A 25,721-nucleotide genomic window follows, 5' to 3' on the forward strand; every position below is an offset into this window, starting at 1 on the left:
GGGAACGGGAAGGGAGCCGTGGCTCCCCACGGCCACCGGGACGGTGACCGAGCTCGTGGGGCCCCGGTGCGGGGCAGGCGGGCGGCGCATCAGAGGTTCACCTGCAGTGCGGCCAGGCCCGGGAACATGGCGAAGACCACGGTGACGGGGAGCACGAGGAAGACGACCGGGATCATCATGAGGATCTCGCGCCGGCCGCCCTCGGCGATGATCGCCTGGCGTGCGGCCTCCCGGGCGTCGGTGGCCTGGGCACGGAGCACCTCGGCCAGGGGTGTGCCGCGCTCCACGGCGATGATGACGCCGTCCACGAAACGCGCCACGCTGGGGACGCCGGTGCGGTCGGCGATGCCCTCGAGCGCGACGGGCAGGCTCGCCCCCGCCCGTGCCTCCGCGAGCGCCTGGGTGAGCTCCCGCGAGAGCTCACCGCGGCTCAGGCGCGCCACCCGCTCCAGGGCGGCCGAGGCGGACTCACCGGCCGCCACCGCCAGCGCCAGGAGCTCGGCGATGGCCGGGAACTCCTCCACCACACGTCGCTCGCGCCGGGCCAGTCGCCGGGAGAGCAGGTGGTCGCGGAGCAGCACGCCGGCCACGGCCCCGGAGAGCCCCAGCGCCGGCGCCAGCAGGGGCGCCGCCCGGCCCGTGCTCCACAGGAGGACACCGAGCGCCGCGCCCGCCGCGGCGAACACGCAGGCCAGGACGGCCTGCTGGGCGCGGTACCCCGGGACGTCCGGGACGAGCCCCGCCCGCTCCAGGCGCCGCACCAGCACCTCCTCGCCGCCGAGCCACTCCCCCAGCCGCGCCCCCAGCCGCCGGGTGACCGGGTCGACCACATGGTGCACGGTGAGCTGTTCGTGCGGGGCCAGGTTGAACAGGCGCACCGGCGCGGGTTCGTCCCGGACGTAGGGGTCCACCCGCATCGCGAGGGAGGGGGTGCGCCACCGTGGGACTCCGTACAGCACCAGCAGGAGCCCGAGTCCCACGAGCATGCCCACGGCGGCGCCCGGCCACGACCAGCTCATCGCAGCACCCGCTCGGCCTGCGGGATGCGCCCGAGCCGCATCATCAGGGCGTAGGCCCCCAGGGAGACCCCGGCCCCGGTCACGAGGACGACGACGCCCGTGACCGACTCGTAGGCCGCCAGTGAGCTGCCCCTCGTGGCGAGCAGCGCCAGCACCACCCACGGGGCGGCCAGGCCCAGCCGGGCCGCGTTGACCGTCCAGCTCTGGCGGGCCTCCATCTCAGACCGGGTGTGGGCCTCCTCGCGCAGGAAGGCACTGAGGGTCCGCAGCACAACGCCCAGGTCGCTGCCACCCACCTCGCGGGCGATGCGCAGGGCCTCCACCAGACGGTCGCCCACAGGGTCGGCCAGGCGTTCCTTGAGGGCGTCCAGGCTCACGTGGAAGCGACCCGTGGCCCGGTAGTCGTGGGCGAAGGCCGCGAAGGCGGGACGCAGCTCCTCGGGACCACGGACCGCGAGCTGCGCGAGGGCCTCCGGGAGCGCCATGCCGGCCCGGACACCGCTGGCGACGTGGTCCACGCAGTCGGGCCAGGCGTCCCGCAGGCGCGTGCGGCGGCGACCCGCCGCCCCGGAGAGCACCATCCACGGCGTGGCGACCGCGATGATGCCGAACGCGAGGGCCACTGGCAGGACGCCGGTGAGGCCGGCCACCAGGACGAACACGACGAACCCCGCCGCGAGCGTGGCCAGCACCAGGCCGTTCGGGGTGACGCCCGTCCAGCGGGCGACCGCGAGGTCGTCGGCCACCCGGTCCCGCCAGGTCGTGCGCGTGACCGCCTGCCGGGGGCGCGCCGGCCAGAACGAGTCCCACACGAGCGCGAGCCCGAGACCCGCGAGCGCCCCCACCAGCCATCCGGTCACGACGCCCCCAGGATCTCGCGCACGTCGAAGCCCGCTCGGGCGAAGCGCTCAGTGTGGGGCGGGAAGCCGTCACCGCGGACCAGCTCGCCCTCCACCCGGGTGAAGATGTCGGCGATCTCGATGACGTCCCCCTCCGCGCGACCCGGGAGGGCGCAGATCTGCTGCACCCGGCGGCGCCCGTCACGCTCCAGCGCGCAGTGGACGACGAGGTCGACCGCGTTGGCCACGGTGGGCACCACGAACGAGCTGGCCACGTTGGGACCAGCGAGCAGCGGCAGCGTGCACATCTTGAGCACGGCCTCTCGGGCGCCGTTGGCGTGGACCGTGGCCATGCCCGGCAGGCCCGAGTTCAGGCCGATGAGCAGGTCGAGCGCCTCCTCCTGCCGCACCTCGCCGACGATGATGCGCGAGGGCCGCATGCGTAGCGCCTCCTTGACCAGGCGCCGCAGCGTGATCTCCCCGGTGCCCTCCAGGCTCGGCTGGCGGCACTGCATCGCCACGGTGTCCCGCAGGGGCACGTGGAGCTCGAAGACCTCCTCGGCGGTGACCACCCGCTCGTGGGGAGGGATGGCCGCGGCGAGACAGTTCAGCATCGTGGTCTTGCCGGCCTGCGTGCCGCCGGAGACGAGCACGTTGAGTCCGCTGGCGACCGCCGCCCGCAGGAAGGAGGCCGCCGGTGCGGTGAGGCTGCCCAGGGCCACGAGGTCCTCGAGGTGGTGGGCGCGGGAGACGAACTTGCGGATGTTGACCGACCAGTGGCGGCGCGTGATGTCCGGGATGGCCACGTGCAGGCGCTCACCTCCGGGCAGGGAGGCGTCCACGAACGGCGAGCTGAGGTCGATGCGGCGGCCGCTCGACTTGAGCATGCGCTCGACGAGGTCCTGCACCTGCTGGTCGGTGAGCAGCACCGGGGTGAGCTCCGAGCGTCCACCCCGCGCGACGAACACGTGCTGGGGCGAGTTGATCCAGATCTCCTCCACCTCGGGGTCGTCGAGGTACTGCTGCAGCTCGCCCAGGCCGCTCACGGCATCGACGAGGTGTCGGCGGACCGCGGGCTCGTCGACGATGAGGCGCCCACGCCCCGCACCGGCAGCCTGCTGGTGGGCCTCGACCACCTCGTCAACGAGGTCGCGCACCTCCTGCACGTCGGTGTCCGGGTCGAGTTCCCGTCGACGCACGACGTCGCGCACGCGGTCCTCCAGGGAACGCAACGTGGGACGGTCCTCGGCGACGGGCCCGGCGGGGGTGGGCGCGACGTCCTGCAGGGTGTGCGGCATGGCGGCTCCGGTTCGGCTCCGGTGGTGATGTGAGGGGAACGTGGGGCACGCTACGGAAGGACCGCACCCCCGCGTCCGCCGTTGTCCACAGGCCCCGAGAGCCACCCTGAACGTTTGCTGGGCGGATCGTTATGGCCCGTTCACCCACGGGCAGCGGGGGCGTGCTGGCAGCCTCCCGGGAACGCGATTTCCCGGGAGGACGGACTGGAACCCGGCCCTCCACCACGCCAACGGGCCCGCCGGCGTTGACCAAATCCTTGCCAAGCCGACGCCATCTCGTGACCTTCCCGGGCGTGCCGGAGCAGCCGGCGACGTCGTCGGTGGGCCTTCCTGGAGTCACCGCATGGACACCTCGAACACCTCCCCCACCCACCTCGCCTGCAAGCGCGCCCTGGCCACCGGCGGCGCCGGCGGGCTCGGCTCCGGCATCGGGCGCGCCCTGGCCGGAGCCGGCACGCACGTGGTGCTCGCCGACATCGACGGCGAGGGCCTGGAGCGCGTGGTGGGCAAGGTGCAGGACGCCGGCGGCAGCGCCGAGGCCTGGGAACTCGACCTCTCAGATGCCGACGCCCTGGCGGCGCTGTCCCTGGACATCGACATCCTGGTGAACAACGCCGGGATCCAGCACGTGCAGCCCCTGCACGAGTTCGACGTGGCGAAGTGGCAGCTCATCCAGCAGCTCATGCTCACCGCACCGTTCCTGCTGACCCGCGCCGCCCTGCCCCACATGTACGACGCCGGCTGGGGCCGCGTCGTCAACATCTCCAGCGCCCACGGCCTGCGGGTGAGCGAGTACAAGGCCGCCTACGTGGCCGCCAAGCACGGCCTGGAGGGCCTGAGCAAGGTGACCGCCCTGGAGGGCGCCGGCAAGGGCGTCACGAGCAACTGCATCAACCCCGGCTACATGTGGACCCCGCTGATCCAGGCCCAGATCGCCGACCAGGCCGCCAGCCACCACATGAGCGAGGACGAGGTGGCGGAGAAGGTGCTGCTGAAGAATTAGGCCCTCAAGGAGTTCGCGTCCGTGGAGGCCATCGCCGATGCCGCCCTGTTCCTCTGCGGTCCGCACTCGTCCTCGATGACGGGGGCGAACCTCGTCATCGACGGCGGCTGGACGGCCCAGTGACCTGGGCCGCCGGCTGACGCCCGAGCCGAGACCCCGCGGCCCACCTGGGCGGGCTGGGATACGGTCCGGGGCGTGCTGGCCCTGCTCTCCCCCGCCAAGTCCCTCGACCTCGACTCCCGCCTGCCCACCCGGGTGCACACCCAGCCCCGGCTGCTGGAGCACGCCGAGCAGCTGGTGGAGGTGATGCGGGCCAAGTCGCCGGAGGACCTCTCCGAGCTGATGGGGATCTCCGCCGAGCTGGGGCAGCTCAACGCCAAGCGCTACGCGGACTTCCACACGCCGTTCACGCACAAGAACGCCCGACCGGCGGTGTTCACCTTCGCCGGCGACGTCTACCAGGGGTTCGACGCCGCCCGCCTGGACACCCGCGACCTCACCGAGGCGCAGAAGACCGTGCGCATCCTCTCCGGGCTGTACGGCGTGCTGCGGCCGCTGGACCTCATGCAGCCCTACCGCCTGGAGATGGGTACGCGGCTGCGGACCGACCGGGGGTCCAGCCTCGTGGCCTGGTGGGGCGACGCCATCACCGAGCAGGTGGCCGCCGACCTGGCCGACTCCCCCGGCCCGGACGTGGTGGTCAATCTGGCCTCCGGCGAGTACTCCCAGGCGGTGGACCTCCGCCGCCTCGACGCCCGCGTGGTCACCCCGCGCTTCGAGGACCGCTCCCCGGCCGGCGAGTGGAAGGTCATCTCCTTCCACGCCAAGCGCGCCCGCGGCGCCATGGCGGCGTGGATGGTGCAGCAGCGGGCCCGCAGCGTGAAGGCGCTCACCCGCTTCGACGCGGCCGGCTACGCCTACGCGCCGGAGGTCTCCACCCGCGACGAACCGGTCTTCCGCCGCGAGGCCTGAGGGCAGGCCGTACCGGCAGCAGCAGACGGTGAGCCCGACCGGCTCCGTCACGCAGGGGGCCCGACGGTTGGTACCCTTCACCCCTGAAAGGGAGTAGTCCCCAACACCTGCGTCGACAGACTGGCCAGCACCATCGGCCCGGCGCAGGAGGCCACCACCGGTGGCGGACGAGACTTTCGACCGGAACGACGCACCCCTCCCCCGCCCGACGGGGCCTGAGACGTGTGCCCGGTCGAAGGCGTCCACGGGACAGCGTCCACCGCCTTTGACCGGGCGGAAAGAGACCCCCTGATGGAAGCCTTCCTCCTGAGCACCGCGGTGATCTTCATCGCCGAGCTGGGCGACAAGAGCCAGCTCATGGCCATGACCTTCGCCGCCCGCTACAAGGCCCGCGACGTGCTCATCGGCATCACCGTGGCCACCGCGATCGTCCACCTGGCCAGCGTGGGCATCGGCTACTTCATCGGCGACGCGTTCGCCAACTACCAGCACTGGATCGCCGTCGCCGCCGGTGTGGCGTTCCTCGGCTTCGCCCTGTGGACCCTGCGCGGCGACGAACTCACCGACGAGGAGGCCGACAAGGCCCGCCACGCCACCGGCGCCGCCATCCTGGCCGTGGGAACGGCGTTCTTCCTGGCCGAGCTGGGCGACAAGACGATGCTGGCCACCATCACCCTGGCCACCCGCGAGGGCTGGCTGGGCACGTGGATCGGCAGCACGCTGGGCATGGTGGCCGCCGACGCGCTGGCCATCGTCGTGGGCGCGGTGCTGGGCAGGAAGCTCCCCGAGAAGGTCATCACCTATGGCGCCGCGGCGCTCTTCGCGCTGTTCGGGCTGGTCCTCATCGCCGAGGGCGCCGGCCTGTTCTGACCGTCGCAGCGCAGACCGAAGCGGCCCCCCGAGAGGGCGCCGGTCCCGTCAACGGACGACGTCAGGGCAGTAGCCGGGTCCCTCCCACGTCTCACGGTCTCGCCCGGTCCGCTGCTCCCAGAGGTCCTCGGGCGTCATCTGCTCAAGGATCCGGCTGGCCTCCTCCTCGCCGAGACGATCCGACAGCTCCATGACGACGTCCATCCCACCCGGGGTGCGGGCTCGGCCGACCTCGACCAGCTCGACCGAGCACCCGGCATCCTGGATCGCTCGCGCCACGGGCTCGGTGACCACGATGAGCCGCGTACCGGCCGGCATGTAGACGTCCGACCCGTCCCACCCCTGCGGGGAGGGGTCCATGCAGGGGTGAACCAGGCTCAACATCCCGCCCGGCATGCGCTCGAAGGACACGTGGTCGTCATGGAAGCCACGGCTCACCCCCGGCGAGGTCCCCGTCACCTCGAGGTGATACCAGTAACCTGGGTGAATCTCCTGCAATGCAGGGCTCGGCTCGGGCGCGGCATGAAACCTGACGCCGGTGGCACCGGTCGCTTCGACCACCTGACGGAGATCGTCGTGAACCACCGTCCACATCTCGTGACCCGCCACCTCGGGCACCGGCCCGGCACTAACCGTCGTCATATCCAGCGCGGCCGACGACCGACTGACTGGCGTCAACCCCTCCACAGTGATCTTCAACCCGCTACCGGGGTCCAGGTCCACGAGGAAGAAGTGAGGTTCAGTGCGCTGTTGCATCAGAAGTAGATCCTGTACCCAAACTCGCGAGCCAGAAACCGTCCATATTGCTCGATCTGATACATCGAGGCGTGTGGATACGTGGTACGGAACCACTCCCAGTGCGCATTGAACCTACGCGCATCCGCCAAATGCTTGCTTGACCACACCCATCAGCCGTATTTGGGATTGTGAATATTCAACCCCCGAGAAGAAAAGTAACCCTGAAACTTCTGAGGCAGATTATGGTGCGCATGGTAACCTTTTGGTGATGAGATGTTCCCGGTGCCGGCCCTGACTCCGAGGTTGTGAGGGAAATTCCCACCAGTGAACTTCTTGTAACTCCCACACTGCACCCATACGTCGTCACCCTCCGACCGACCGGCCCAAGATTCGTAGGTAGTCGGCACTTCCTGTTCCCGCAGGTCCGCAGGTGCCGGTTCGTCGCGATTCATTTGACGACCCGGACTTGTCATCAGAGGGACAGGCCGTTCAGCCGGAGCCGTGACCGAGGGCGGTGCCTCCGCGTGACGTGGCTCGACCATTGGCGCACATGCGGCATGGGCGCCGACAGGGGCCGCCGCCCATGCCGCTACTACAGCCAGCGCAGCAAACAACTTTGTTCTCATGAGTGATCATCCTTCTCATTCCGTTGTGTGCAGAGGGGGACCCCTCCCTCACGAGTCTAGCCACGAGCAAGCCCTGACGCGTGACGATCTGATAACGACGAGGATTGTGATGGGTCACCCTAGGGGTGGCCCGCACCGGAGACTTCTTTGCGACCGGCGCTAAAAGAGTCCTCACGAATCACGTTCTCTCATCTTGGTCTTGGCAGCATCGTCCTGACGGCGCCCCATGAACAGGCGATGATCGTCAGGTCACGTTGGACCACGACCAAGATCCGACGTGAAGCGGGGATGGTTCGACGCCCTGGCCGCCGACGGGAGCGAAATCGACCCACTGCAGCAACGCCCCTGGGGCGACCACGACGGTCAGGTCACCGACCGGTACGGGGTGCGCTGGCTCATCGGGTTCCAGGGCTGACGACCGCTCCGCCCACGCCCGGTGCATGGTGAGGCCCCACGGAGTGCGACTCCGCGAGGCCTCACCATGCATCCACAGGGCTCAGCCCAGCTTCACGTTGACCTGCTTGATCTGGGTGAAGCCCTCGAGCATGCCCTCCAGGGAGGCCTCACGGCCCACACCGGACTCCTTCATGCCGCCGTAGGACTGGCCGGGGATCTGCCCGCCGCCCTGGTTGACCTGCACCCAGCCGGAGTCGATGCGGTGCGCGGTGGTGAGCGCGTCGTCGAGGTTCTTGCTGAACACGTACGCGGCCAGACCGTAGTGCGAGTCGTTGGCCATGGCCACCACCTCGTCCACGTCCTTCCACGTGATGACGCTGAGCAGCGGGCCGAAGACCTCCTCGCGGGCCACGCGCCAGGACGGGTCCACCTGGCTGATGATGATGGGCGCGTGGAAGAAGCCCGGCTCGCCGACCTGCAGGTCCTCCCGGCCGTCGTACTCCACCTTGACGCCGTCCTCGGCCAGGGCCTCGTCGATGAAGCCCTGCACGCGGTCGTACTGCTTGGCGTTGATGATGCAGCCGATGTCGGACGCCTCGTCGCGCGGGTCGCCCACCGTCATCGCGCGGGTGCGCTCCACCATCTTGGCGAGGAACTCCCCGGCGATGTCCTCGTGCAGGAACACCCGCGAACCCGTGGTGCAGGACTGGCTCTGGCGCGCGAAGCGGGTGGCCAGCATCACCTGGTCCACGACCTCGTCGGTGCAGGAGTCCGGGAACACGATGCACGGCGACTTGCCGCCCAGCTCCAGCGAGAGGTGCGCCATGCGGTTGGCCGCCTTGCCGCCCACCATCTTGCCCACCAGCGAGGAGCCGGTGAACGAGACCTTGTCGACGCCCGGGTGGGTGACCAGGGCCTCGCCGATCTCCGCGCCGTAGCCGGTGACCACGTTGAGCACACCCGCGGGCAGGAACTCGGCGCACACCTCGGCCATCTTGAGGATGGTCAGCGGGGCGTCCTCGGCCGCCTTGAGCACGATGGTGTTGCCCGCCGCCAGAGCGGCCGGGGTCTTGAACGCGGCGATGAGCAGCGGCGAGTTCCACGGCAGGATGCCGGCCACCACACCCAGCGGCACGCGCTGGGTGTACTGGAGGGAGCCGTCGCCGCCGGGCAGCGTGACGCCCTTGACCTCCCCGGCCACACCGGCGAAGTAGCGGAAGAGCGCCACCAGCGTGGCGGCCTCCGGGCGGGCCTGGGTGCGGATGGCGTTACCGGTGTCCAGGGCGGTCAGCTGGGCCAGATCCTCACTGGCGGCCTCGAGCGCGTCGGCGCACTTCAGCAGGGCCTTCTGGCGCTCGGCGGAGGGCAGGGCCGCCCACGCGGGGAAGGCCGCACGGGCCGCCTCGACCGCGCGGTCGGCATCGGCCTGCTGGGCACGCGGCGTGGTGGCGATGGTGACAGTGCGGTCGATGGGGGTGATGACGTCCACCGTGGCGCCGTCCACGGCATCGACCCACTCGCCGCCGATGAACATCTTGTACGGGGTGACCTCGAGGGTGGAGAGGTCCTGCAGCTCGGCCATGGGAGCTCCTTCCGCGGGCTCGGCCCGCCGGTCGCCGGGGTGTGACGTGCGTCGCAGGGAAGTGTGGCAGAGGCACCCACGGCGCCTGTCGCGGGGCCGGGCGGCCGGCGTGGGAGCGCGCCACGTAGCGTGACCCGCGACACAGACCGTCCCCCAGCACCCAGGAGGCACTCCGTGACCGGCGCACTGCAGGGCATCACCGTCATCGACCTGACCCGGGCCCTAGCCGGCCCGCACGCCGCGCAGATGCTCGGCGACCAGGGTGCGCGGGTCATCAAGGTGGAGACCCCCGGCACCGGCGACGACACGCGCTCGTGGGGCCCGCCGTTCGTGGGCGGCGAGGAGCACATCAGCACGTACTACCTCTCGTGCAACCGCAACAAGCAGTCCGTGGCGCTGAACCTCAAGGACGAGGCCGACAAGGCCGTGCTGGAGGGCATGGTGCGCAAGGCCGACGTGCTCATGGAGAACTTCCGCACCGGGGTGATGGACCGCCTGGGCTTCTCGATGGAGCGGCTACTGGAGCTCAACCCACGGCTGGTGGTGCTGAGCATCAGCGGGTTCGGCCACGACGGCCCCGAGGGCGGGCGGCCGGGCTACGACCAGATCGCGCAGGGCGAGGCCGGGCTCATGAGCCTCACCGGGTCCGGGCCGGACGACCCGCAGCGCGTCGGTACCCCCATCGGCGACCTGCTGGCCGGCATCCACGGCGCCTACGGCGTGATGACGGCACTGTTCGAGCGGGAGCGGACCGGCCGCGGGCAGGTGGTGCGCACCTCGCTGCTGGCCAGCATCGTGGGGGTGCACGCCTTCCAGGGCACGCGCTGGACCGTCGGTCGCGAGGTGCCCGCGGCGCAGGGCAACCACCACCCGAGCATCACCCCGTACGGCCTGTTCCGCTGCAAGGACGGTGCGGTGCAGATCAGCTGCGGCAACGAGAACCTGTGGCAGAAGCTGTGCGCCGAGTTCGGGCTCGACCCGGCCGCCGAGGGCATGGCCACCAACGCCGAGCGCAACGCGCACCGCCCGGCCGTCATCGAGGCGGTGGAGGCAGCGTTCGCCGAGCACACCGGCGAGGAGCTGCTGACCCGCCTGGGCGCGGCGGGCGTGCCCAGCGGCAAGGTGCGCACGCTGGACGAGGTGTACGCCTGGGAGCAGACCCGCTCGCAGGGCCTGGTGGCCACCGTGGACCACCCGGTGCTGGGCGAGGTGGAGCTGCCCGGCCCGCCGCTGCGCTTCTTCGACGTCACCGGCGAGGGCGAGGCGCGTCGCGAGGTGGAGACCACGCGGACCACGCACACCGTACCCCCGGCCCTGGACGCCGACGCCGAGGCCGTGCGCGCCTGGGCCCTGGAGGGCTGAGCGTCAGGCAGGCAGGACCCGCACACCGCGCTCCACGGCCACCTGGGCGAGCCGTCGGTCGAAGGTGACCAGTGGCTCGCCCTGCCGTTCGGCGCACTGGAGCACCACACAGTCCGGCATCCGCAGGCCCGACTCGGCGCGCAGCCGCGCGAGCGCCATCGGGTCGCCCGCCGCGGGCGCCATCTCGACCCCCAGCTCGTCGAGGACGGCCGCCGCGCGGGCCGCGGTGCCGGCCCGAGCGTGGGCCACGAACGCCTCGGCGAGGGTCAGCTCCGGCATCCGCAGCGGCTCACCAGCCGCCTCGGCCAGGACGTCCACGGCGTCGGCGTGGTGGGCGTCCTCCGCATTGAGGGCAGCGATGACCACGTTGGCGTCGAGGATCACTCCGGCCACTCCGCATCGCGCTGGGTCCTGAGCCGGCTGCTGTCCCCCACCCCGGCCAGGTGACCGCCGGCGACCTCCAGCAGGCGTCGCCGCCGCTCGGCCTCCACCCCCTCGTCCACCGCGAGGCGGCGCCCGCCCTCCACCGCCAGACGCGCCACGAGCTGCCCGCGGGACAGGTCCGGCCAGCGGCGGGCGGCGTGGTCGAGGGCCTGACCGAGCTCGTCGGACTCGGTGACGAGGTGGCGCGGACGTGTGGTGGGCATGCCCTCAGGGTATCCCCAGGGACGTCGGTGTAACACCCAGCATCCACAGGTTCCCCGGCTGAGCAGGCGGGGCTCCGGGGCGGGCCGGTCGGCGTGATGGGATGGGGAGCACACCCCCTCGATCCCAAGGAGTCGCCATGCGTGCACTGGCCAAGACCGAGCCCGGACCCGGGCTGCAGCTCATCGACGCCCCGGAGCCCACCGCCGGCCCGGGTGAGGTGAAGATCCGCGTGGAGCGCGCCGGCCTGTGCGGCACGGACCTGCACCTGGAGGGCTGGGACGAGTGGGCCGAGGGCGCCATGAACCTGCCCCAGGTGATCGGTCACGAGTTCTACGGCGAGATCGTGGAGTTGGGCGACGGCGTGGAGGCCCGCGGCGACCTGAAGGTCGGCGACAAGGTCTCCGGCGAGGGCCACATCGTCTGCGGCGTGTGCCGCAACTGCCGGGCCGGCGCGCGCCACCTGTGCCGCAACACCATCGGCGTGGGGGTGAACCGCGACGGCGCGTTCGCCGACTACGTGGTGATCCCCGCCGACAACGCGTGGGTGCAGCCCGAGTGGGTGGACGCCGACCTGGGTGCCCTGTTCGACCCGCTGGGCAACGCCGTGCACACCGCCCTGAAGTTCCCGCTGGCCGCCGAGGACGTGCTCGTGACCGGCTCCGGCCCCATCGGCGTGATGGCGGTGGCCGTGGCCCAGGCCGTGGGCGCCCGCTACGTGGTGGCCACCGACATCAGCGACGAGCGCCTGGAGCTGGCCAAGGCGGCCGGTGCCGACCGCGTGGTGAACGTGTCGCACGAGCGCATCGCCGACGCGATGAAGCCGCTGGGCATGAAGGAGGGCTTCGACGTCTGTCTGGAGATGTCCGGCTTCGGCTCGGCCGTGCAGGAGGCCATCGACACGATGAACCACGGCGGCCGCATCGCGATGCTGGGCCTGCCGGGTACCGGCTACGAGGTGGACTGGGGCAAGGTCATCACCCACATGCTCACCCTGCAGGGCATCTACGGCCGCGAGATGTTCGAGACCTGGTACAAGATGACCCAGCTGCTGCAGGACAACGAGCAGCTGGTGACCGCCGTGCGCAGCGTGGTGACCCACAAGTTCGCCGCCGAGGACTGGCAGGAGGCCTTCGCCACCGCCCGCTCGGGCAAGTGCGGCAAGGTCCTGCTGGACTGGAGCTGAGCCGTGGCGCTGCGCATCGCGAGCTTCAACGTCAACGGCATCCGGGCCTGCCAGAAGCGCGGCTTCGAGGGGTGGCTGGAACGCCGCGACCCCGACGTGGTGGCGCTGCAGGAGGTGCGCTGCCCGGTCGCCCAGCTGCCGTTGGAGGTGTTCGGCGACCGGTACCTGACCTACGACGCCGGCACCGCCGCCGGCCGCAACGGCGTGGCCCTGCTGACGCGGGTGCGTCCGGCCGCCGTGCGCACCTTCGGCGAGCCCGTGCTGCAGCGCGCCCCGGGTGAGGACCACGTGGACCTCGTGCCGGCCGATGCCGGGCCCACCCTGCCGCGGGAGCTCAAGGAGTTCGCCGGCGAGGGCCGGTACGTGGAAGTGGACCTGGCCGACGCGCCGCTGACGGTGGCCTCGCTCTACCTGCCCAAGGGCGGCCTGCCGGCGGACCTGCAGGAGAAGATGGCCGGCCGCATGCGCGAGGAGCCCGACGGCGGTGCCAAGTACGAGCGCAAGATGCGCTTCCTGGCCGGGTTCGCCAAGCAGCTGGACCGCTCCCGGAGGGCCGCGAAGGCCGCCGGGCGCGAGTTCCTGGTGATGGGCGACTTCAACGTGGCCCACGAGAAGCTCGACGTGAGGAACTGGCGGGGCAACAAGAACTCCGAGGGCTTCCTGCCCGAGGAGCGCGAGTGGTTCGGCTCGATCCTCTCGCCGCGCACCCTCGTGGACGTGGTGCGCTCGAAGCACCCGGACACCGAGGGCCCGTACGCGTGGTGGTCGTGGATGGGGCAGGCCTTCGAGCGCGACACCGGGTGGCGCATCGACTACCACCTGGCCTCCCCCGCCCTGGCCCGTGCCGCCGTGACCGCGGGTGTGGACAAGGAGCCCAGCCGCGCGGAGCGGCTCAGCGACCACGCGCCGGTGGTCGTGGACTACGAGCTCTGAGGGGCACCCACCGGGCGCGCGACCGCAGGGGCACCCCACCGGGCACGACGAAGGGGGCCGGCCACCACCAGGTGACTGGCCCCCTCTCGCGTGCGCTGCGTCAGGCCTTGGGGAAGGCGGGCAGCTCGACGCCGGTCATGCGCTCGACCATGCGCACCACCTGGCAGGAGTAGCCGTACTCGTTGTCGTACCAGACGTAGACCACGACGCGCTCGTCGCCGCCGGCGATGGTGGCGCGGCCGTCCACGGTGCCGGCGTGGGTGTCGCCCACGAGGTCGGTGGAGACGACCTCGGGGTGGTCCACGTAGCCGATGGCGTCGGCCAGCGGGCCGGAGGCGGCGGCGTCCTGCAGGACCTTGTTGAGGGTCTCGCGGTCCACGGCCTTGCCGAGGGTCAGGTTGAGCACGGCCATGGACACGTCCGGGGTGGGGACGCGGATGGCGTTGCCGGACAGCTTGCCCTTGAGCTCCGGCAGGGCCTTGGCCACGGCCTTGGCGGCACCGGTCTCGGTGAGCACCATGTTCATGGCGGCGGCGCGGCCACGGCGGTCGGCCTTGTGGTAGTTGTCCATGAGGTTCTGGTCGTTGGTGTAGCTGTGGATGGTCTCCACGTGGCCACCGACGATGCCGTACTCGTCGGCCAGGACCTTGAGCACCGGGGTGATGGCGTTGGTGGTGCAGGAGGCGGCGGACACGATCTCGGCGTCGCCGATCATCTCGTCGTTCACGCCGGTCACGACGTTCACCATGTCGCCCTTGCCCGGGGCGGTCAGCACGACGCGCTTGACGCCCTTGGACTGCAGGTGCTGCGAGAGGCCCTCGGCGTCGCGCCACACACCGGTGTTGTCGATGACGACGGCGTCGGTGATGCCGTGGGCGGTGTAGTCCACCTCGGCCGGGGAGTTGGAGTAGATGACCTTGACGGCGGTGCCGTTGAGGTGCAGCGTCTCGGCAGCCTCGTCGACCTCGACGGTGCCGTCGAAGGGGCCGTGCACGGAGTCGACGCGGAAGTTGTCGGCGCGCTTGACCAGGTCGTTCGCGGCCTTGCCCTTGCGCACGACGACGGCGCGCAGCTGCAGGCCGGTGCCGTGGTCCTGGCCCACGAGGATGCGGGCCAGCAGGCGGCCGATGCGGCCGAAGCCGTAGAGCACGACGTCCTGGGTCTTCTTCTCGCCACCGGCCTGGCCGGCGACCTCGGACAGCTGCTCACGCAGGAAGCCCTCGAGGTCGGAGGAGCCGGAGTCCTTGTACGCCTTCTGCAGGGCCACGACGTCGAGCACGGAGGCGCCGGCCTCGATGCCCTCGACGGCCTGGAGCAGGGCGAGGGTCTCGGTGACGTCGGCACCCTCACCGGCCTCGGCGTGGGCGCCGAGGATGCCGGTGGCGCTCTGACGGGCCAGGGAACGGCCGTTCACGCGGGCGTCCACACCGTTCGTGCGGGCCAGGCGCCCGGCGACGGGGACCAGGTCCTCCGCCGCGCCCTCCTGGGCGGCCCACTTCTGCTGGTGCTCGGATGCGCTGTTGGTCACGTCGTGTCCCGTCCTTCGTGGTGCGAGTGTGGTCAACCGGCCGCGCCCGTGTGGTGGCGGCCACCGGCGATCCTACCGACCCCCGTACCGGCTCCCCCGGCCCGACACAGCCCGCAGTGCGGGGCCAGAATGGGGCGCATGATCCTCATCAACGTGAAGTTCCCCGTCAAGCCCGAGCACGCCGACGACTGGCCGGAGATCAGCCGCCCGTTCACCGAGGCCACGCGTGCCGAGCCGGGCAACAAGTGGTTCGAGTGGTCGCGCAGCGTGGAGGACCCGAACACCTACGTGCTCATCGAGGCGTTCACCGACGAGGGCGCCGAGCCGCACGTGAACTCCGAGCACTTCAAGCAGATGCAGGCCGAGTTCCCGCAGTACCTCGCCGCGACCCCGCAGATCGTCAGCGAGCAGGTGGAGTCCGAGGGCTGGGGCCCCATGGGCGAGATCCAGGTGGACTGAGCGCCACCCCCATCGCCAAGGAGCGGCACGCCGGCACTCGGTGTGCCGCTCCTTGCGCACGAGCCCCGCCGCCCGGTGGACGCGAGCGCGTGACCGAGGACGCGCACCCGGATTGTGAATGTTCATGCCATGCCATGTAAGGTCATGCGTCATGACCCGCCACTTCCTCCGCGACGACGACCTCACCCCGGCCGAGCAGGCCGAGGTGCTGGCCCTCGCCGCGACCCTGAAGGCAGACCCCTTCGGACCCAAGCCGCTCGCGGGCCCGGTGACCGTCGCGACCATCTACGACCGACCCACCCTCCGTACGCAGCTGTCCTTCGCAGCCGGCGTCGCGGAGCTGGGCGGCCACGAGTTCGCCATCGACGCCGGACTGGCCGCCGCCGGAACCCGCGAGTCCATCGCGGACGTGGCCCGCGTCATCGGACGTCAGGCCGGCGCGATGGTGTGGCGCACGCCAATGCAGGCCGACGTGGAGGAGATGGCCCGGTACGCCGGCGTGCCGGTGGTCAACGCCCTGACCGACGACTTCCACCCCTGCCAGCTGCTGGCCGACCTGCAGACCATCGCCGAGCACCAGGACGGGTTGCACGGGCAGACGGTGGCCTTCCTCGGCGACGCGGCCTGCAACATGGGCAACTCGTGGGTGCTCGCCGGCGCCACCGCCGGGCTCCACGTGCGCCTCTCCGGCCCCGAGGGCTACCTGCCGGACCCCGACGTGGTGGCCCGTGGGCAGGAGATCGCCGCCACCACCGGCGGCTCGGTCACCCTCGTGGACGACCCCGTCGAGGCCGTGACCGGTGCCGACGTGGTGGTCACCGACACCTGGGTGAGCATGGGCAAGGAGGACGAGAAGGCCGAGCGCGTGGCAACCTTCGGCCCGTGGGCGCTCACCCCCGAGCTGCTCGCCCACGCGGCCGACCACGCCATCGTCATGCACTGCCTGCCCGCCTACCGTGGGGTGGAGATCGCCGCCGAGGTGATCGACGGCCCACAGAGCGCGGTCTGGGACGAGGCCGAGAACCGCCGCCACGCCCAGAAGGCGATCCTGACCTGGCTGTGGGAGCACCGCGCCGACTGACCCGGCGCCGCTCCCCCACCACCCGAGACCCCCTGACCGCAGAACCCCGAGGAGACCCCCATGAGCAAGGTCCTGACCTCCCTCCCCTCCGGCCAGCGCGTCGGCATCGCCTTCTCCGGCGGCCTGGACACGTCCGTGGCCGTGGCCTGGATGCGCGAGAAGGGCGCCGTGCCCTGCACGTACACCGCCGACCTGGGCCAGTACGACGAGGACGACATCGCCGGCGTGCCCGCCCGCGCCATGGAGTACGGCGCCGAGCTGGCCCGCCACGTAGACTGCCGCCGCGCCCTCGTGGAGGAGGGCTTCGCCGCCATCGCCTGCGGTGCCTTCCACATCCGCTCCGGCGGCCGCACCTACTTCAACACCACCCCCATCGGCCGTGCGGTGACCGGCACCCTGCTGGTGCGCGCCATGCAGGAGGACGGGGTGGACATCTGGGGCGACGGCTCCACCTTCAAGGGCAACGACATCGAGCGGTTCTACCGCTACGGCCTCATGACCAACCCCAACCTGCTCATCTACAAGCCGTGGCTCGACGCCGACTTCGTGGGCGAGCTGGGCGGCCGCACCGAGATGAGCCAGTGGCTCACCGAGCGGGGCCTGCCCTACCGCGACAGCCAGGAGAAGGCGTACTCGACCGACGCCAACATCTGGGGCGCCACCCACGAGGCCAAGACGCTGGAGCACCTGGACGTCAGCCTGGAGACGGTGGAGCCGATCATGGGCGTGAAGTTCTGGGACCCCGAGGTGGCCATCGAGACCGAGGACGTCACGGTGCGCTTCGAGGGCGGGCGCCCCGTGGCCATCAACGGCGAGCGGCTGGACCCGGTGGAGCTGGTGCTGCTGGCCAACAAGATCGGCGGGCGCCACGGCCTGGGCATGAGCGACCAGATCGAGAACCGCATCATCGAGGCGAAGTCGCGCGGCATCTACGAGGCGCCGGGCATGGCGTTGCTGCACCTGACCTACGAGCGGCTGCTCAACGCGGTGCACAACGAGGACACCATCGCGCAGTACCACGCCGACGGCCGCCGCCTGGGCCGCCTCATGTACGAGGGCCGCTGGCTCGACCCGCAGGCGCTCATGATGCGCGAGGCGCTGCAGCGCTGGGTGGCCTCGCTGGTGACCGGCGAGGTGACCGTGCGCCTGCGGCGTGGTGAGGACTACACGATCCTTGCGACCGAGGGCGAGAACTTCTCGTACCACCCGGACAAGCTCTCCATGGAGCGCACGGAGAACGCCGCGTTCGGGCCCACCGACCGCATCGGGCAGCTGACCATGCGCAACCTGGACATCGCCGACTCGCGCTCGATGCTGGAGATGTACGCCAAGCAGCCGCACGACGAGGGCCACGTGGTGGTGCAGGAGGGCAACCTGCTGGGCACCCTGGAGCCCGGCGGCGCGCAGCAGATCGCCAGCAACCCGCAGTGGAAGGACCTGGACGCCCAGGACGACGCCCTGGACGCCGCGGCGATGGAGTACGGCGCGGACTGAGCGACGACCCCGTCAGGAGGGGTGAGGGAGCGGCCACCGAGGGGGTGGCCGCTCCCGCGCGGTGGGGGGAGGCCACGGCATCGAGCGACATCGACCTGCTCGTGGAGCTCGTTCCGGGTGGCGGGAACGAACTGATGCGACTCGCCGCCATCGGGGAGGAACTGAGCATGGCTCTGGGGCGGCGGGTCGACGTGGTGGCGTCCAGCCTGCTGCGTGACGAGGTCTCCGGCACCGCCCTCGACGACGCCGTGGACCCCGTGAGCCGTTCGACCGACCAGCGGGGCGTCGTGGCCATGCGCGACGACGTGCACGCCCTCGATGCGGCGACGTCCCTGCCGACCCGCTACCGCAAGAGCCACGTCGGCCGCGTGTTCGACATCGCCTGAGCTCCCACTCCTCGCGGCGCGGAGGCCGTCCCCGCGCGCCCGGCGGGACTGGGTCACGCGGCACCCCCGCCCCCTGAGACACTGCCGGCATGTACGCGTTCAAGGACCAGCTGACCTCCGAGCTCACCGAGATCAAGGACGCCGGCCTGTGGAAGGACGAGCGCGAGCTCACCTCCCCGCAGTCCGCCCACGTCACCACCAAGAAGGCCGAAGCGCTGAACTTCTGCGCCAACAACTACCTCGGGCTGGCCGACCACCCGGAGGTCGAGGCCGCCGCCAAGTCCGCCCTCGACGAGTGGGGCTTCGGCATGGCCTCGGTGCGCTTCATCTGCGGCACCCAGACCCTGCACACCGAGCTGGAGCAGAGGATCGCCGCCTTCGTGGGCTGCGAGGACGCGATCCTGTACGCCTCCTGCTTCGACGCCAACGGCGGCTTCTTCGAGGTGCTCTTCGGCAAGGAGGACGCCATCGTGTCCGACGCGCTGAACCACGCGAGCATCATCGACGGCGTGCGCCTGAGCAAGGCCATGCGCTACCGCTACGCCAACCGCGACATGGACGACCTGCGCACCCAGCTGCAGGCCGCGAAGGACGCCGGCGCGCGCCGCACCGTCATCGTCACCGACGGCGTGTTCTCCATGGACGGCTACTACGCCCCGCTGGAGGAGATCTGCGACCTGGCCGAGGAGTTCGGCGCCATGGTGGTGGTGGACGACTCCCACGCCACCGGCTTCACCGGCGAGAAGGGCCGCGGCACCGCGGAGAAGTTCGATGTCATCGACCGCGTGGACGTGGTGACCGGCACCTTCGGCAAGGCCCTGGGTGGCGCCTCCGGTGGTTTCGTGGCCGGCCCCAAGGAGGTGGTGGCCCTGCTCAAGCAGCGCTCCCGCCCGTACCTGTTCAGCAACGCCGTGGCGCCCAGCACCGCCGCCGGCTCGCTCAAGGCCCTGGAGCTGGTGGAGTCCTCCGACGAGCTGCGCGCCCAGCTGGAGCGCAACGCGAAGCTCTTCCGCGAGCTCATGACCGAGGCCGGCTTCGAGTTGCTCGAGGGCAGCCACCCGATCATCCCGGTGATGTTCCCCGGCGAGGACGGCGCCCGCCAGGCCGGCCAGGTGGCCGAGGCGATGCTGGAGCGCGGCGTGTACGTCATCCCGTTCAGCTACCCGGTGGTGCCCAAGGGCGAGGCGCGCATCCGCGTGCAGCTCTCGGCGGCCCACTCCGAGGAGGACGTGCGCGCCTGCGTGCAGGCCTTCGTCGACTCCCGCGAGGCCGTCGCGGGCGCCTGATGGGCATCGACCGCCGCATGCTGGGTCCTGTCTCCCCCGAGGTGGGGCCCAGCCACGGGGCGCCCCTGGAGCCCGGCGGGCGGGTCCGCTGGGCGGCGCACACCGCCATCGACTGCCAGGACGCCGCCGCGTGGCGCGCGCTGCCCGCCGCGGGCGGGCGCGCGGCCGTGGGTGTGGTGGCCGACGGCGCCGGGGTGGGCCCCGAGCTGCGCCCCGGCTGCGAGCACCCCGTGGACTGGTTCAGCACCCGCCTGGTCGATGCCGTGCTCGCACGCCTCGCACCGGCGGACGCCCTCGGGCCTGTGGTGGGCGAGCCGCCCACCCTGGCCGATGCGGTGGCCGGCGCCCTGGAGTGCGTGCGCGGCGCCCACCCCGGCTGCGACGCCGACACCGGACCGTGGGCCACTCTCGCCGTGGCCCGCGCCGTGGGCGACCGACTGGAGTACTTCGTGCTGTGCGACTCCTCGCTGGTGGTGCGCTTCACCGACGGCCAGGTGCTGCAGGTCATCGACGGGCGGCTCGACGCGCTGGTGGGCGGCTGGGCCGGCACCGGGCCCTCCCCCGCATCGGTCATGAACACCCCCGGCGGGTGGTGGAGCGCCCGCGCCGACGTGCGCGCCGCCGACGAGGGACTCACCGGGTCGTTCGCGCTGGAGGAGGTGGAGGCCGCCTGGCTCGCCACCGACGGGGCGACGCGGCCGATCGAGATGTTCCGCACCCTGGACGCACCCGCCTGGGCCGAGGCCGTGGCGCGCGACCCGTGGGCGCTGGCGCACGGCATCCGGGCGCACGAGACCGAGCACGCCGAGCGGCTGCGGGCCGGCGGACACAAGGTGCACGACGACATCGCGATCCTGCGCGTGGTCTGAGCGGACGCGTCGGCCCCGGGAACGGCCGAGCCCCCACGACCGACCGGTCGTGGGGGCTCTCGGTGTGGCGCGCGTCAGCCCTTGTGGAACAGGCGGCGCAGCAGGCCGAGGGTGAAGACGGTGGCACCGGCGCCGCCGAGGCCCATGGCCACGCGGTCACCGCGGAGCTGGCCGCCCTCGTCGTACATGGTCTGGTTGAACTTGATCTGCGCGTCCTCCTGGGCGCGGCGTGCCACCTCCTTGGGGTGCACGCGGTACACGAGCTCGTCGACGTCGCCCGCAAGGCGAAGGCGGGAGGCGTCGATGTCGCGCGTGATCTGCTCGACGGAACGGGTGTCCTTGGGCTGCTTGGCCACGAGATTGCCTTTCCTTGGGAAACTCCCTGAAACTCTAACCCAGAAGCGACCCGAAGGAGACCCGTCATGACCCGCCTCGAGCCCGGCGACGCCGCCCCCGACTTCACCCTGGCCAGCACCGAGGGAGGCACCGTCTCGCTGTCTGACCTGCGCGGACGCAAGGTGGTGCTGTTCGTCTACCCCGCGGCCTCCACGCCGGGCTGCACCACGGAGGCCTGTGACTTCCGTGACAACGCCGCCGCCCTGGCCGATGCCGGGTACGCCGTCTACGGCCTGAGCAAGGACACGGTGGAGAAGAACACGAAGTTCGCGGAGAAGTACGAGCTGGGCTACCCGCTGCTCTGCGACCCGGAGCTGGAGACGCTGAAGGCCTACGGCGCGTACGGCGAGAAGAAGAACTACGGCAAGGTGGTGCAGGGCGTCATCCGCAGCACGTTCGTCATCGACGAGCAGGGGCGCATCGAGCACGCGCGGTACAACGTGCGGGCCAAGGGGCACGTGGCGTCGCTGGGCAAGAACGAGCTGGGGCTGCCGCTCACCAGCGCCGTCTGACGGGGCACAATGGCCGCCGCGCGCGAGTGGTGGAACTGGCAGACACGCACGGTTTAGGTCCGTGTGCTCCGGCGTGCGGGTTCGAGTCCCGCCTCGCGCACCAGGGCCCGTCACGCAGGTGGCAGGTGCACCGTGGTCGCGTAGGCCAGGTGGTCCGAGACGCCCAGTTCCAGCACCTCGCAGGAGTCGACGGTCGCCGTGTGGCTCACGATGACGTGGTCGATGGCGCTGCGCCCCCAGGCGGGCCACCCGACCGGCCACGTGCCCTGCGGCGTACCGCACCGCCGGGCCGTGTCGGCGAGGCCCTCCATCCCCGCGAGCCCACCGTGGCGGACCGTGGCGTTGAGGTCGCCCACCAGAAGCACCGGCCCCTCCTCTGCTGCCGTCTCGGCCTCGGTCACCAGCCCGTCCAGGTCGCGGCGCCACTCGTCCATCCAGCCGGGCACGGGCGCCGCCGGGTGGACCGCCAGCAGCAGCGGGTGCGCGGGGTCGGTGGGCTCCAGGCGCACGCTCCCCTGCATCGAGGGGGTGACGGAGCGCGGGGTGTACTCCGGCAGCCCCTCGCGCAGCAGCACCGACGTGGCCTCGATGCCGGAGTCCTCCGGCGCCCAGCGGCCTGAGGCGTCACTGGTGTGCAGGGTGCCGCGCCAGCCGGCGGCGCGCATGGCCCGCTGCGCCCGGGCGTGGGAGGTCTCCGGCAGCACCACCACGTCGGGGTGGAAGCGGGTCTCCAGGGCCGTGAGGTCCGCGGCGGTGAACGCGCCGAGGCTGTTGAAGGTCACCACCGTGAGAGTGGTGCCGTCAGCCGATGCACTGCCCGTGTCCGGCGCGGGCGCGGCCCACGGCGGACCGGCCGGCGCGAGGACCAGACCCAACGCGGCAGCGAGGCCGGGCACGGACGCCGCGAGCCACCACCACCAGGCCCGGTGCCGGCGGCGCCACGCCCACACCCCCACGGCCAGGAGCACCAGGCCCGCCAGCCCCAGGGCCACCCCGGCAGGGACCGGGAAGGACAGCGCGTGCGCCACCAGAGTGCGGGTGCTCAACCACCGGGAGAAGCCCACGGACGGCCACCACACGAGGACCGCGGCGGCCACGAGGGCCAGCCCCACGAGCGCGGCCAGGACGGCAGCTGCTCCCCGGCGCCAGCCCCGGCGGCGGTGTCCCGGCACGGCCTCCCCCGCAACGGGCCCCTGCACCGTCGACTCCACCCCGTCGCCCCTCTCCCTCGGTCTACCGCGATCGTACGCACACGCCCGGGCGTCCCCGGGGCCCCGGTGCAGGACCTCCCGCAACCGGCCGGGCTCCCGGAGTCCGTCCGGCCGGATCGCGAGGGGCCGCAGAACCTCCCGTGCCACAGCCGCATCCGCCGCCGGAACCGGCATCACCCCGGCCGAACCCCCGGACATCGGCGCCCCTCGTGGCTAGGGTCGTTCGGTACCTGACGAAAGGCACACCATGGAGTCCTTCCTCACCACGGCCAACGAGTGGCTGTGGTCCCAGTACATGATCTTCCTGATCCTCGCGCTCGGCGCGGGGTTCAGTCTGCTGCTGCTCTTCCCGCAGCTCCGACGCCTCCCGGACATGATCACCGCCCTCAAGGAGGGTGGTGACTCCAAGCGCGGCCTCTCCCCGTTCCAGTCGTTCGCCATCGCCCTGGGTGGGCGCGTGGGCGTCGGCAACATCGTGGGTGTGGCCACGGCCATCCACTTCGGTGGCCCCGGCGCCGTGTTCTGGATGTGGGTGACCGCCTTCCTGGGCGCCACCGTCGCCATCGCCGAGAGCTCCCTGGCGCAGGTCTGGAAGCGCGAGGTCAACGGCGAGTACCGCGGTGGCCCGGCCTACTACATCGAGCAGGGGCTGGGCTGGAAGTGGCTGGCCGTGCTGTACGCCATCGGCACGATCTTCGCCACCACCATCACCGGCCCGTCCATCCAGTCGTTCAGCATCTCGGACTCCAACCTGGCCGCCTTCCACGTGCCGATGTGGGTCAGCGGCGCCGTGGTGGCCGCGCTGTTCTGCCTGGTGACCTTCGGCGGCATGCACCGCCTGGGCCGCGTCACCGAGATGGTGGTGCCGTTCATGGCGGGCGCCTACATCCTCGTGGGCCTGGCGATGATGGTGCTGCGCGCCGGCGACGTGCCCGACATGTTCGGCCTCATCTTCCGCAGTGCCTTCGGCGGTGAGGCGATGTTCGGCGGCATGCTCGGCGCGGTCATCATGTGGGGCGTCAAGCGCGCCATCTACTCCTCCGAGGTGGGGACCGGCTCGGCCGCGCAGGCCTCGGCCGCCGCGGAGGTCTCGCACCCGGTCAAGCAGGGTCTGGCACAGGGCTTCTCGGCGTACGTGGACACGCTGTTCGTGTGCACCATCACGGCCCTGATGATCCTGCTCACCAAGAGCTACAACGTGGCCGACCCGGACGGCAAGATGATCGTGGAGTACATGCCCGGCGAGAACCCGGGCGCCAACTACACGCAGGCCGCCATCGACTCGGTGTTCCCCGGGTTCGGGCCGGCGTTCGTGGCCGTGGCCATGTTCTTCTTCGCGTTCACCACGCTGCTGTCCTTCGGGTTCTACGCCGAGACCAACGTGGCCTACCTGCTCAAGGAGCACCGCTGGCAGCCGGTGGCCATCGCGGTGGCGCGCGCGCTGCTGGCCGTCTCCATCGTGCTGGGTTCGCTGCGCAGCTCGGAGACCGCGTGGGCGTGGGCCGACCTGGGCCTGGGCTTCTACACGTGGGTCAACCTCATCGCCCTGGTGATGCTCAGCCCGGTGGTGCTCAAGGTGTTCCGCGACTACGACCGTCAGCGCAAGGAGGGCGTGGACCCGGTGTTCAACCCGCGCGACATCGGCATCGACAACGCCCCGGTGTGGGACGACGTGCTGGCACGCCACGGCCGCGGCCCGGGTGCCACCGCCGGCGCCGATGCCGGGAGCGCGGGCGCGACGCCCGACCGCGCCTGACGAGCGGTCCTCCTCACGCCGACGCCCCGGAAGCCACCACGGCTCCCGGGGCGTCGGCGTGAGCGGCTGGTGTCAGCCCTGGCGCTCGGACCAGGCCTTCAGGCGCGCCACGCCCTCGGCGATGACGTCCTCGGTCTTGCAGAACCCGAACCGCACGTAGCTCGGCGCGTGCTCGGGATCACTGCAGAACGCCTGCACCGGAACACCCACCACCCCGGCTTCCTCCGGGATCGCGCGGCACCACGCCAACGCGTCCGTGACACCCAACGGGGCCGCGTCGGCGATGACGAAGTACCCCGCCGGCGGCACCTCGCAGGCAAACCCCGCATCGCGCAGGCCGGCCACGAGCCTGTCCCGCCGACACTCGTGGAGCGCAGCCAGGTCGCTGAACACCGCGTCCGGCAGCGCCAGCCCGCGTGCGACCGCCGGTTGGAAGGGCGTCCCCACGCCAAAGGTGGTGAACTGCTTGACCTTCGCCACCGCATCCACCAACGCCTGCGGGCCGTGCACCCACCCCACCTTCCACCCCGTAACCGCGAACGTCTTGCCCGCCGAGCTCACCGTCAGCGTCCGGTCGGCGCACTCCGGCACCATCGCCGGGCCCAGGTGGGAACCCCCGTCGTACACCAGGTGCTCGTACACCTCGTCGGAGAGGATCACCGCGTCGTGGCGCTCGGCCAGGCGCCCGACGGCCACCAGCTCCTCGCGGCTGAACTGCGCACCGGTCGGGTTGTGCGGGGTGTTGACCACCACCATCGCGGTGCGGTCGGAGAAGGCCGCCCCCAGCGCCTCGAGGTCCAGCTCCAACGAGGGCAGCGCCAGCGGCAACGGGCGCACCACACCCCCGGCCAGCGCCACGGCCGCGGCGTAGGAGTCGTAGGCCGGCTCGATGACGACAACCTCCTCGCCGGGCTCGACGAGGGCCAGGATCGATGCCGTCAGCGCCTCGGTGGCGCCGACGGTCACCAGCACCTGCGCCGGGTCGACAGCGAGCCCGTGGAAGCGCCCCTGGTGCGCGGCGACCGCCTCGCGCAGCGCCGGCACGCCCCAGAACGGCGGGTACTGGTTACGGCCCTCCAGCATCGCCTCGTGCGCCCACTCGACCAGCTCCCGCGGCGTGCCGGAATCCGGGGCACCCTGGCCAAGGTTCACCGCGTCAGCCGCGACGGCCCGCTGGGTCATCTCAGCGAAGATCGACGTACCGAAAGGCTGCATCCGCTGCACGAGGGGCGAGGTCATGCACCCCACCCTCGCACGGAAGGGCGGCTGGATCA

At 71.5% G+C, this 25,721-nt stretch carries 24 protein-coding genes, 1 tRNA gene and 2 pseudogenes; 16 read left to right on the forward strand and 11 right to left on the reverse strand.

Annotated features, from left to right (window positions below; all coding sequences use genetic code 11):
• Positions 1 to 89 precede the first annotated feature (89 nt).
• The 3 genes from ACFFHC_RS02525 to ACFFHC_RS02535 are packed head-to-tail and all read right to left on the reverse strand — an operon-like array spanning position 90 to position 3,156.
• Positions 90 to 1,019 (reverse strand): type II secretion system F family protein, encoded by a 930-nt coding sequence (locus ACFFHC_RS02525; protein WP_070703934.1) that lies wholly within the window; start codon positions 1,017 to 1,019, stop codon positions 90 to 92.
• Positions 1,016 to 1,879: a type II secretion system F family protein gene (locus ACFFHC_RS02530; protein ID WP_379802758.1), complete on the reverse strand. Its 864-nt coding sequence runs from the start codon at positions 1,877 to 1,879 to the stop codon at positions 1,016 to 1,018. The genes ACFFHC_RS02525 and ACFFHC_RS02530 overlap by 4 nt, the downstream gene beginning before the upstream one ends.
• Positions 1,876 to 3,156 (reverse strand): TadA family conjugal transfer-associated ATPase, encoded by a 1,281-nt coding sequence (locus ACFFHC_RS02535; RefSeq protein WP_379802760.1) that lies wholly within the window; start codon positions 3,154 to 3,156, stop codon positions 1,876 to 1,878. Before ACFFHC_RS02535 ends, ACFFHC_RS02530 begins: the two co-directional genes overlap by 4 nt.
• A gap of 343 nt (positions 3,157 to 3,499) precedes the next feature.
• On the opposite strand from ACFFHC_RS02535, the pseudogene ACFFHC_RS02540 reads away from it, so the two are divergent.
• The 3 genes and pseudogenes from ACFFHC_RS02540 to ACFFHC_RS02550 all read left to right on the forward strand — a co-directional run bounded on the left by ACFFHC_RS02540 (position 3,500) and on the right by ACFFHC_RS02550 (position 6,001).
• Positions 3,500 to 4,282, forward strand: a pseudogene (locus tag ACFFHC_RS02540) (3-hydroxybutyrate dehydrogenase).
• 72 nt (positions 4,283 to 4,354) lie between these two features.
• Positions 4,355 to 5,131 (forward strand): peroxide stress protein YaaA, encoded by a 777-nt coding sequence (yaaA, locus tag ACFFHC_RS02545; RefSeq protein WP_379802763.1) that lies wholly within the window; start codon positions 4,355 to 4,357, stop codon positions 5,129 to 5,131.
• Between the two features lie 291 nt (positions 5,132 to 5,422).
• Complete coding sequence (locus tag ACFFHC_RS02550; protein WP_379802766.1) at positions 5,423 to 6,001, forward strand: TMEM165/GDT1 family protein; 579 nt, start codon at positions 5,423 to 5,425, stop codon at positions 5,999 to 6,001.
• A gap of 48 nt (positions 6,002 to 6,049) precedes the next feature.
• Here the strand turns inward: ACFFHC_RS02550 and ACFFHC_RS02555 are convergent, their stop codons facing one another.
• The gene (locus tag ACFFHC_RS02555; protein WP_379802769.1) at positions 6,050 to 6,757 is read right to left on the reverse strand and encodes a hypothetical protein; all 708 of its coding nucleotides are present in this window, start codon (positions 6,755 to 6,757) and stop codon (positions 6,050 to 6,052) included.
• A gap of 897 nt (positions 6,758 to 7,654) precedes the next feature.
• Between ACFFHC_RS02555 and ACFFHC_RS02560 the strand changes: the two are divergent.
• A pseudogene (locus ACFFHC_RS02560) lies at positions 7,655 to 7,780 on the forward strand (VOC family protein); the annotation flags it as partial.
• An 81-nt stretch (positions 7,781 to 7,861) separates the two neighbouring features.
• On the opposite strand, the gene ACFFHC_RS02565 reads toward ACFFHC_RS02560, so the two are convergent.
• Positions 7,862 to 9,343 (reverse strand): aldehyde dehydrogenase family protein, encoded by a 1,482-nt coding sequence (locus ACFFHC_RS02565; protein ID WP_379802772.1) that lies wholly within the window; start codon positions 9,341 to 9,343, stop codon positions 7,862 to 7,864.
• Between the two features lie 174 nt (positions 9,344 to 9,517).
• Here ACFFHC_RS02565 and ACFFHC_RS02570 point away from each other — a divergent pair, with 174 nt between their 5' ends.
• Positions 9,518 to 10,705: a CaiB/BaiF CoA transferase family protein gene (locus ACFFHC_RS02570; protein ID WP_379802775.1), complete on the forward strand. Its 1,188-nt coding sequence runs from the start codon at positions 9,518 to 9,520 to the stop codon at positions 10,703 to 10,705.
• A 3-nt stretch (positions 10,706 to 10,708) separates the two neighbouring features.
• Here the strand turns inward: ACFFHC_RS02570 and ACFFHC_RS02575 are convergent, their stop codons facing one another.
• On the reverse strand, positions 10,709 to 11,098 hold the full coding sequence (locus ACFFHC_RS02575; protein WP_379802777.1) for a type II toxin-antitoxin system VapC family toxin: 390 nt from the start codon (positions 11,096 to 11,098) through the stop codon (positions 10,709 to 10,711).
• A complete protein-coding gene (locus ACFFHC_RS02580; RefSeq protein ID WP_070703230.1) occupies positions 11,086 to 11,352 on the reverse strand; it encodes a hypothetical protein in 267 nt (88 codons plus the stop codon). The genes ACFFHC_RS02575 and ACFFHC_RS02580 overlap by 13 nt, the downstream gene beginning before the upstream one ends.
• Positions 11,353 to 11,489: 137 nt before the next feature.
• Here ACFFHC_RS02580 and tdh point away from each other — a divergent pair, with 137 nt between their 5' ends.
• Together tdh and ACFFHC_RS02590 are read left to right on the forward strand one after the other, a co-directional pair.
• Complete coding sequence (gene tdh / locus ACFFHC_RS02585) at positions 11,490 to 12,536, forward strand: L-threonine 3-dehydrogenase (RefSeq protein ID WP_379802781.1); 1,047 nt, start codon at positions 11,490 to 11,492, stop codon at positions 12,534 to 12,536.
• 9 nt (positions 12,537 to 12,545) lie between these two features.
• Positions 12,546 to 13,469, forward strand: coding sequence for an exodeoxyribonuclease III (locus ACFFHC_RS02590; protein WP_070703238.1), 924 nt, complete (start codon positions 12,546 to 12,548; stop codon positions 13,467 to 13,469).
• A 100-nt stretch (positions 13,470 to 13,569) separates the two neighbouring features.
• Here ACFFHC_RS02590 and ACFFHC_RS02595 read toward each other — a convergent pair whose 3' ends face one another.
• Positions 13,570 to 14,997, reverse strand: coding sequence for a glyceraldehyde-3-phosphate dehydrogenase (locus ACFFHC_RS02595; protein WP_070703232.1), 1,428 nt, complete (start codon positions 14,995 to 14,997; stop codon positions 13,570 to 13,572).
• Between the two features lie 138 nt (positions 14,998 to 15,135).
• Between ACFFHC_RS02595 and ACFFHC_RS02600 the strand changes: the two genes are divergently transcribed.
• The 6 genes from ACFFHC_RS02600 to ACFFHC_RS02625 all read left to right on the forward strand — a co-directional run bounded on the left by ACFFHC_RS02600 (position 15,136) and on the right by ACFFHC_RS02625 (position 20,572).
• Positions 15,136 to 15,456 (forward strand): putative quinol monooxygenase, encoded by a 321-nt coding sequence (locus ACFFHC_RS02600; protein WP_070703233.1) that lies wholly within the window; start codon positions 15,136 to 15,138, stop codon positions 15,454 to 15,456.
• Positions 15,457 to 15,607: 151 nt separating this feature from the next.
• Positions 15,608 to 16,537 (forward strand): ornithine carbamoyltransferase, encoded by a 930-nt coding sequence (gene argF / locus ACFFHC_RS02605; protein WP_070703234.1) that lies wholly within the window; start codon positions 15,608 to 15,610, stop codon positions 16,535 to 16,537.
• 60 nt (positions 16,538 to 16,597) lie between these two features.
• Positions 16,598 to 18,031, forward strand: coding sequence for an argininosuccinate synthase (gene argG, locus ACFFHC_RS02610; protein WP_070703235.1), 1,434 nt, complete (start codon positions 16,598 to 16,600; stop codon positions 18,029 to 18,031).
• A 44-nt stretch (positions 18,032 to 18,075) separates the two neighbouring features.
• Positions 18,076 to 18,417 (forward strand): nucleotidyltransferase family protein, encoded by a 342-nt coding sequence (locus ACFFHC_RS02615; RefSeq protein WP_070703236.1) that lies wholly within the window; start codon positions 18,076 to 18,078, stop codon positions 18,415 to 18,417.
• Between the two features lie 89 nt (positions 18,418 to 18,506).
• A complete protein-coding gene (locus tag ACFFHC_RS02620; protein WP_070703237.1) occupies positions 18,507 to 19,703 on the forward strand; it encodes a glycine C-acetyltransferase in 1,197 nt (398 codons plus the stop codon).
• Entirely contained in the window at positions 19,703 to 20,572 is an 870-nt protein-coding gene (locus tag ACFFHC_RS02625) for a protein phosphatase 2C domain-containing protein (protein WP_141494589.1), read from the forward strand. Before ACFFHC_RS02620 ends, ACFFHC_RS02625 begins: the two co-directional genes overlap by 1 nt.
• Positions 20,573 to 20,646: 74 nt before the next feature.
• On the opposite strand, the gene ACFFHC_RS02630 is transcribed toward ACFFHC_RS02625, so the two are convergent.
• The gene (locus ACFFHC_RS02630; protein WP_070703872.1) at positions 20,647 to 20,928 is read right to left on the reverse strand and encodes a DUF3618 domain-containing protein; all 282 of its coding nucleotides are present in this window, start codon (positions 20,926 to 20,928) and stop codon (positions 20,647 to 20,649) included.
• Between the two features lie 66 nt (positions 20,929 to 20,994).
• On the opposite strand from ACFFHC_RS02630, the gene ACFFHC_RS02635 reads away from it, so the two are divergent.
• Together ACFFHC_RS02635 and ACFFHC_RS02640 are read left to right on the forward strand one after the other, a co-directional pair.
• Positions 20,995 to 21,480: a peroxiredoxin gene (locus tag ACFFHC_RS02635; protein WP_070703870.1), complete on the forward strand. Its 486-nt coding sequence runs from the start codon at positions 20,995 to 20,997 to the stop codon at positions 21,478 to 21,480.
• A 20-nt stretch (positions 21,481 to 21,500) separates the two neighbouring features.
• Positions 21,501 to 21,583, forward strand: a tRNA-Leu gene (locus ACFFHC_RS02640).
• A 7-nt stretch (positions 21,584 to 21,590) separates the two neighbouring features.
• Here the strand turns inward: ACFFHC_RS02640 and ACFFHC_RS02645 are convergent.
• Complete coding sequence (locus ACFFHC_RS02645) at positions 21,591 to 22,679, reverse strand: endonuclease/exonuclease/phosphatase family protein (RefSeq protein ID WP_168168424.1); 1,089 nt, start codon at positions 22,677 to 22,679, stop codon at positions 21,591 to 21,593.
• 259 nt (positions 22,680 to 22,938) lie between these two features.
• Here ACFFHC_RS02645 and ACFFHC_RS02650 point away from each other — a divergent pair, with 259 nt between their 5' ends.
• On the forward strand, positions 22,939 to 24,447 hold the full coding sequence (locus ACFFHC_RS02650) for an alanine/glycine:cation symporter family protein (RefSeq protein WP_070703866.1): 1,509 nt from the start codon (positions 22,939 to 22,941) through the stop codon (positions 24,445 to 24,447).
• Between the two features lie 72 nt (positions 24,448 to 24,519).
• On the opposite strand, the gene ACFFHC_RS02655 is transcribed toward ACFFHC_RS02650, so the two are convergent.
• The gene (locus tag ACFFHC_RS02655) at positions 24,520 to 25,686 is read right to left on the reverse strand and encodes an aminotransferase class I/II-fold pyridoxal phosphate-dependent enzyme (RefSeq protein ID WP_141494585.1); all 1,167 of its coding nucleotides are present in this window, start codon (positions 25,684 to 25,686) and stop codon (positions 24,520 to 24,522) included.
• Positions 25,687 to 25,721: the final 35 nt, after the last annotated feature.

Origin of the sequence: Kytococcus schroeteri (assembly GCF_042433515.1) — a bacterium.
Lineage (GTDB): Bacteria > Actinomycetota > Actinomycetes > Actinomycetales > Dermatophilaceae > Kytococcus > Kytococcus schroeteri.

Excerpts from the sequence above, each read along its gene's own strand:
- ACFFHC_RS02525 (WP_070703934.1), bottom strand. The coding sequence starts at position 1,019 with ATGAGCTGGTCGTGGCCGGGCGCCGCCGTGGGCATGCTCGTGGGACTC.
- ACFFHC_RS02535 (WP_379802760.1), bottom strand. The coding sequence starts at position 3,156 with ATGCCGCACACCCTGCAGGACGTCGCGCCCACCCCCGCCGGGCCCGTC.
- ACFFHC_RS02550 (WP_379802766.1), top strand. The coding sequence starts at position 5,423 with ATGGAAGCCTTCCTCCTGAGCACCGCGGTGATCTTCATCGCCGAGCTG.
- ACFFHC_RS02555 (WP_379802769.1), bottom strand. The coding sequence starts at position 6,757 with ATGCAACAGCGCACTGAACCTCACTTCTTCCTCGTGGACCTGGACCCC.
- ACFFHC_RS02565 (WP_379802772.1), bottom strand. The coding sequence starts at position 9,343 with ATGGCCGAGCTGCAGGACCTCTCCACCCTCGAGGTCACCCCGTACAAG.
- ACFFHC_RS02580 (WP_070703230.1), bottom strand. The coding sequence starts at position 11,352 with ATGCCCACCACACGTCCGCGCCACCTCGTCACCGAGTCCGACGAGCTC.
- tdh (WP_379802781.1), top strand. The coding sequence starts at position 11,490 with ATGCGTGCACTGGCCAAGACCGAGCCCGGACCCGGGCTGCAGCTCATC.
- ACFFHC_RS02600 (WP_070703233.1), top strand. The coding sequence starts at position 15,136 with ATGATCCTCATCAACGTGAAGTTCCCCGTCAAGCCCGAGCACGCCGAC.
- argF (WP_070703234.1), top strand. The coding sequence starts at position 15,608 with ATGACCCGCCACTTCCTCCGCGACGACGACCTCACCCCGGCCGAGCAG.
- argG (WP_070703235.1), top strand. The coding sequence starts at position 16,598 with ATGAGCAAGGTCCTGACCTCCCTCCCCTCCGGCCAGCGCGTCGGCATC.
- ACFFHC_RS02620 (WP_070703237.1), top strand. The coding sequence starts at position 18,507 with ATGTACGCGTTCAAGGACCAGCTGACCTCCGAGCTCACCGAGATCAAG.
- ACFFHC_RS02625 (WP_141494589.1), top strand. The coding sequence starts at position 19,703 with ATGGGCATCGACCGCCGCATGCTGGGTCCTGTCTCCCCCGAGGTGGGG.
- ACFFHC_RS02635 (WP_070703870.1), top strand. The coding sequence starts at position 20,995 with ATGACCCGCCTCGAGCCCGGCGACGCCGCCCCCGACTTCACCCTGGCC.
- ACFFHC_RS02650 (WP_070703866.1), top strand. The coding sequence starts at position 22,939 with ATGGAGTCCTTCCTCACCACGGCCAACGAGTGGCTGTGGTCCCAGTAC.
- ACFFHC_RS02655 (WP_141494585.1), bottom strand. The coding sequence starts at position 25,686 with ATGACCTCGCCCCTCGTGCAGCGGATGCAGCCTTTCGGTACGTCGATC.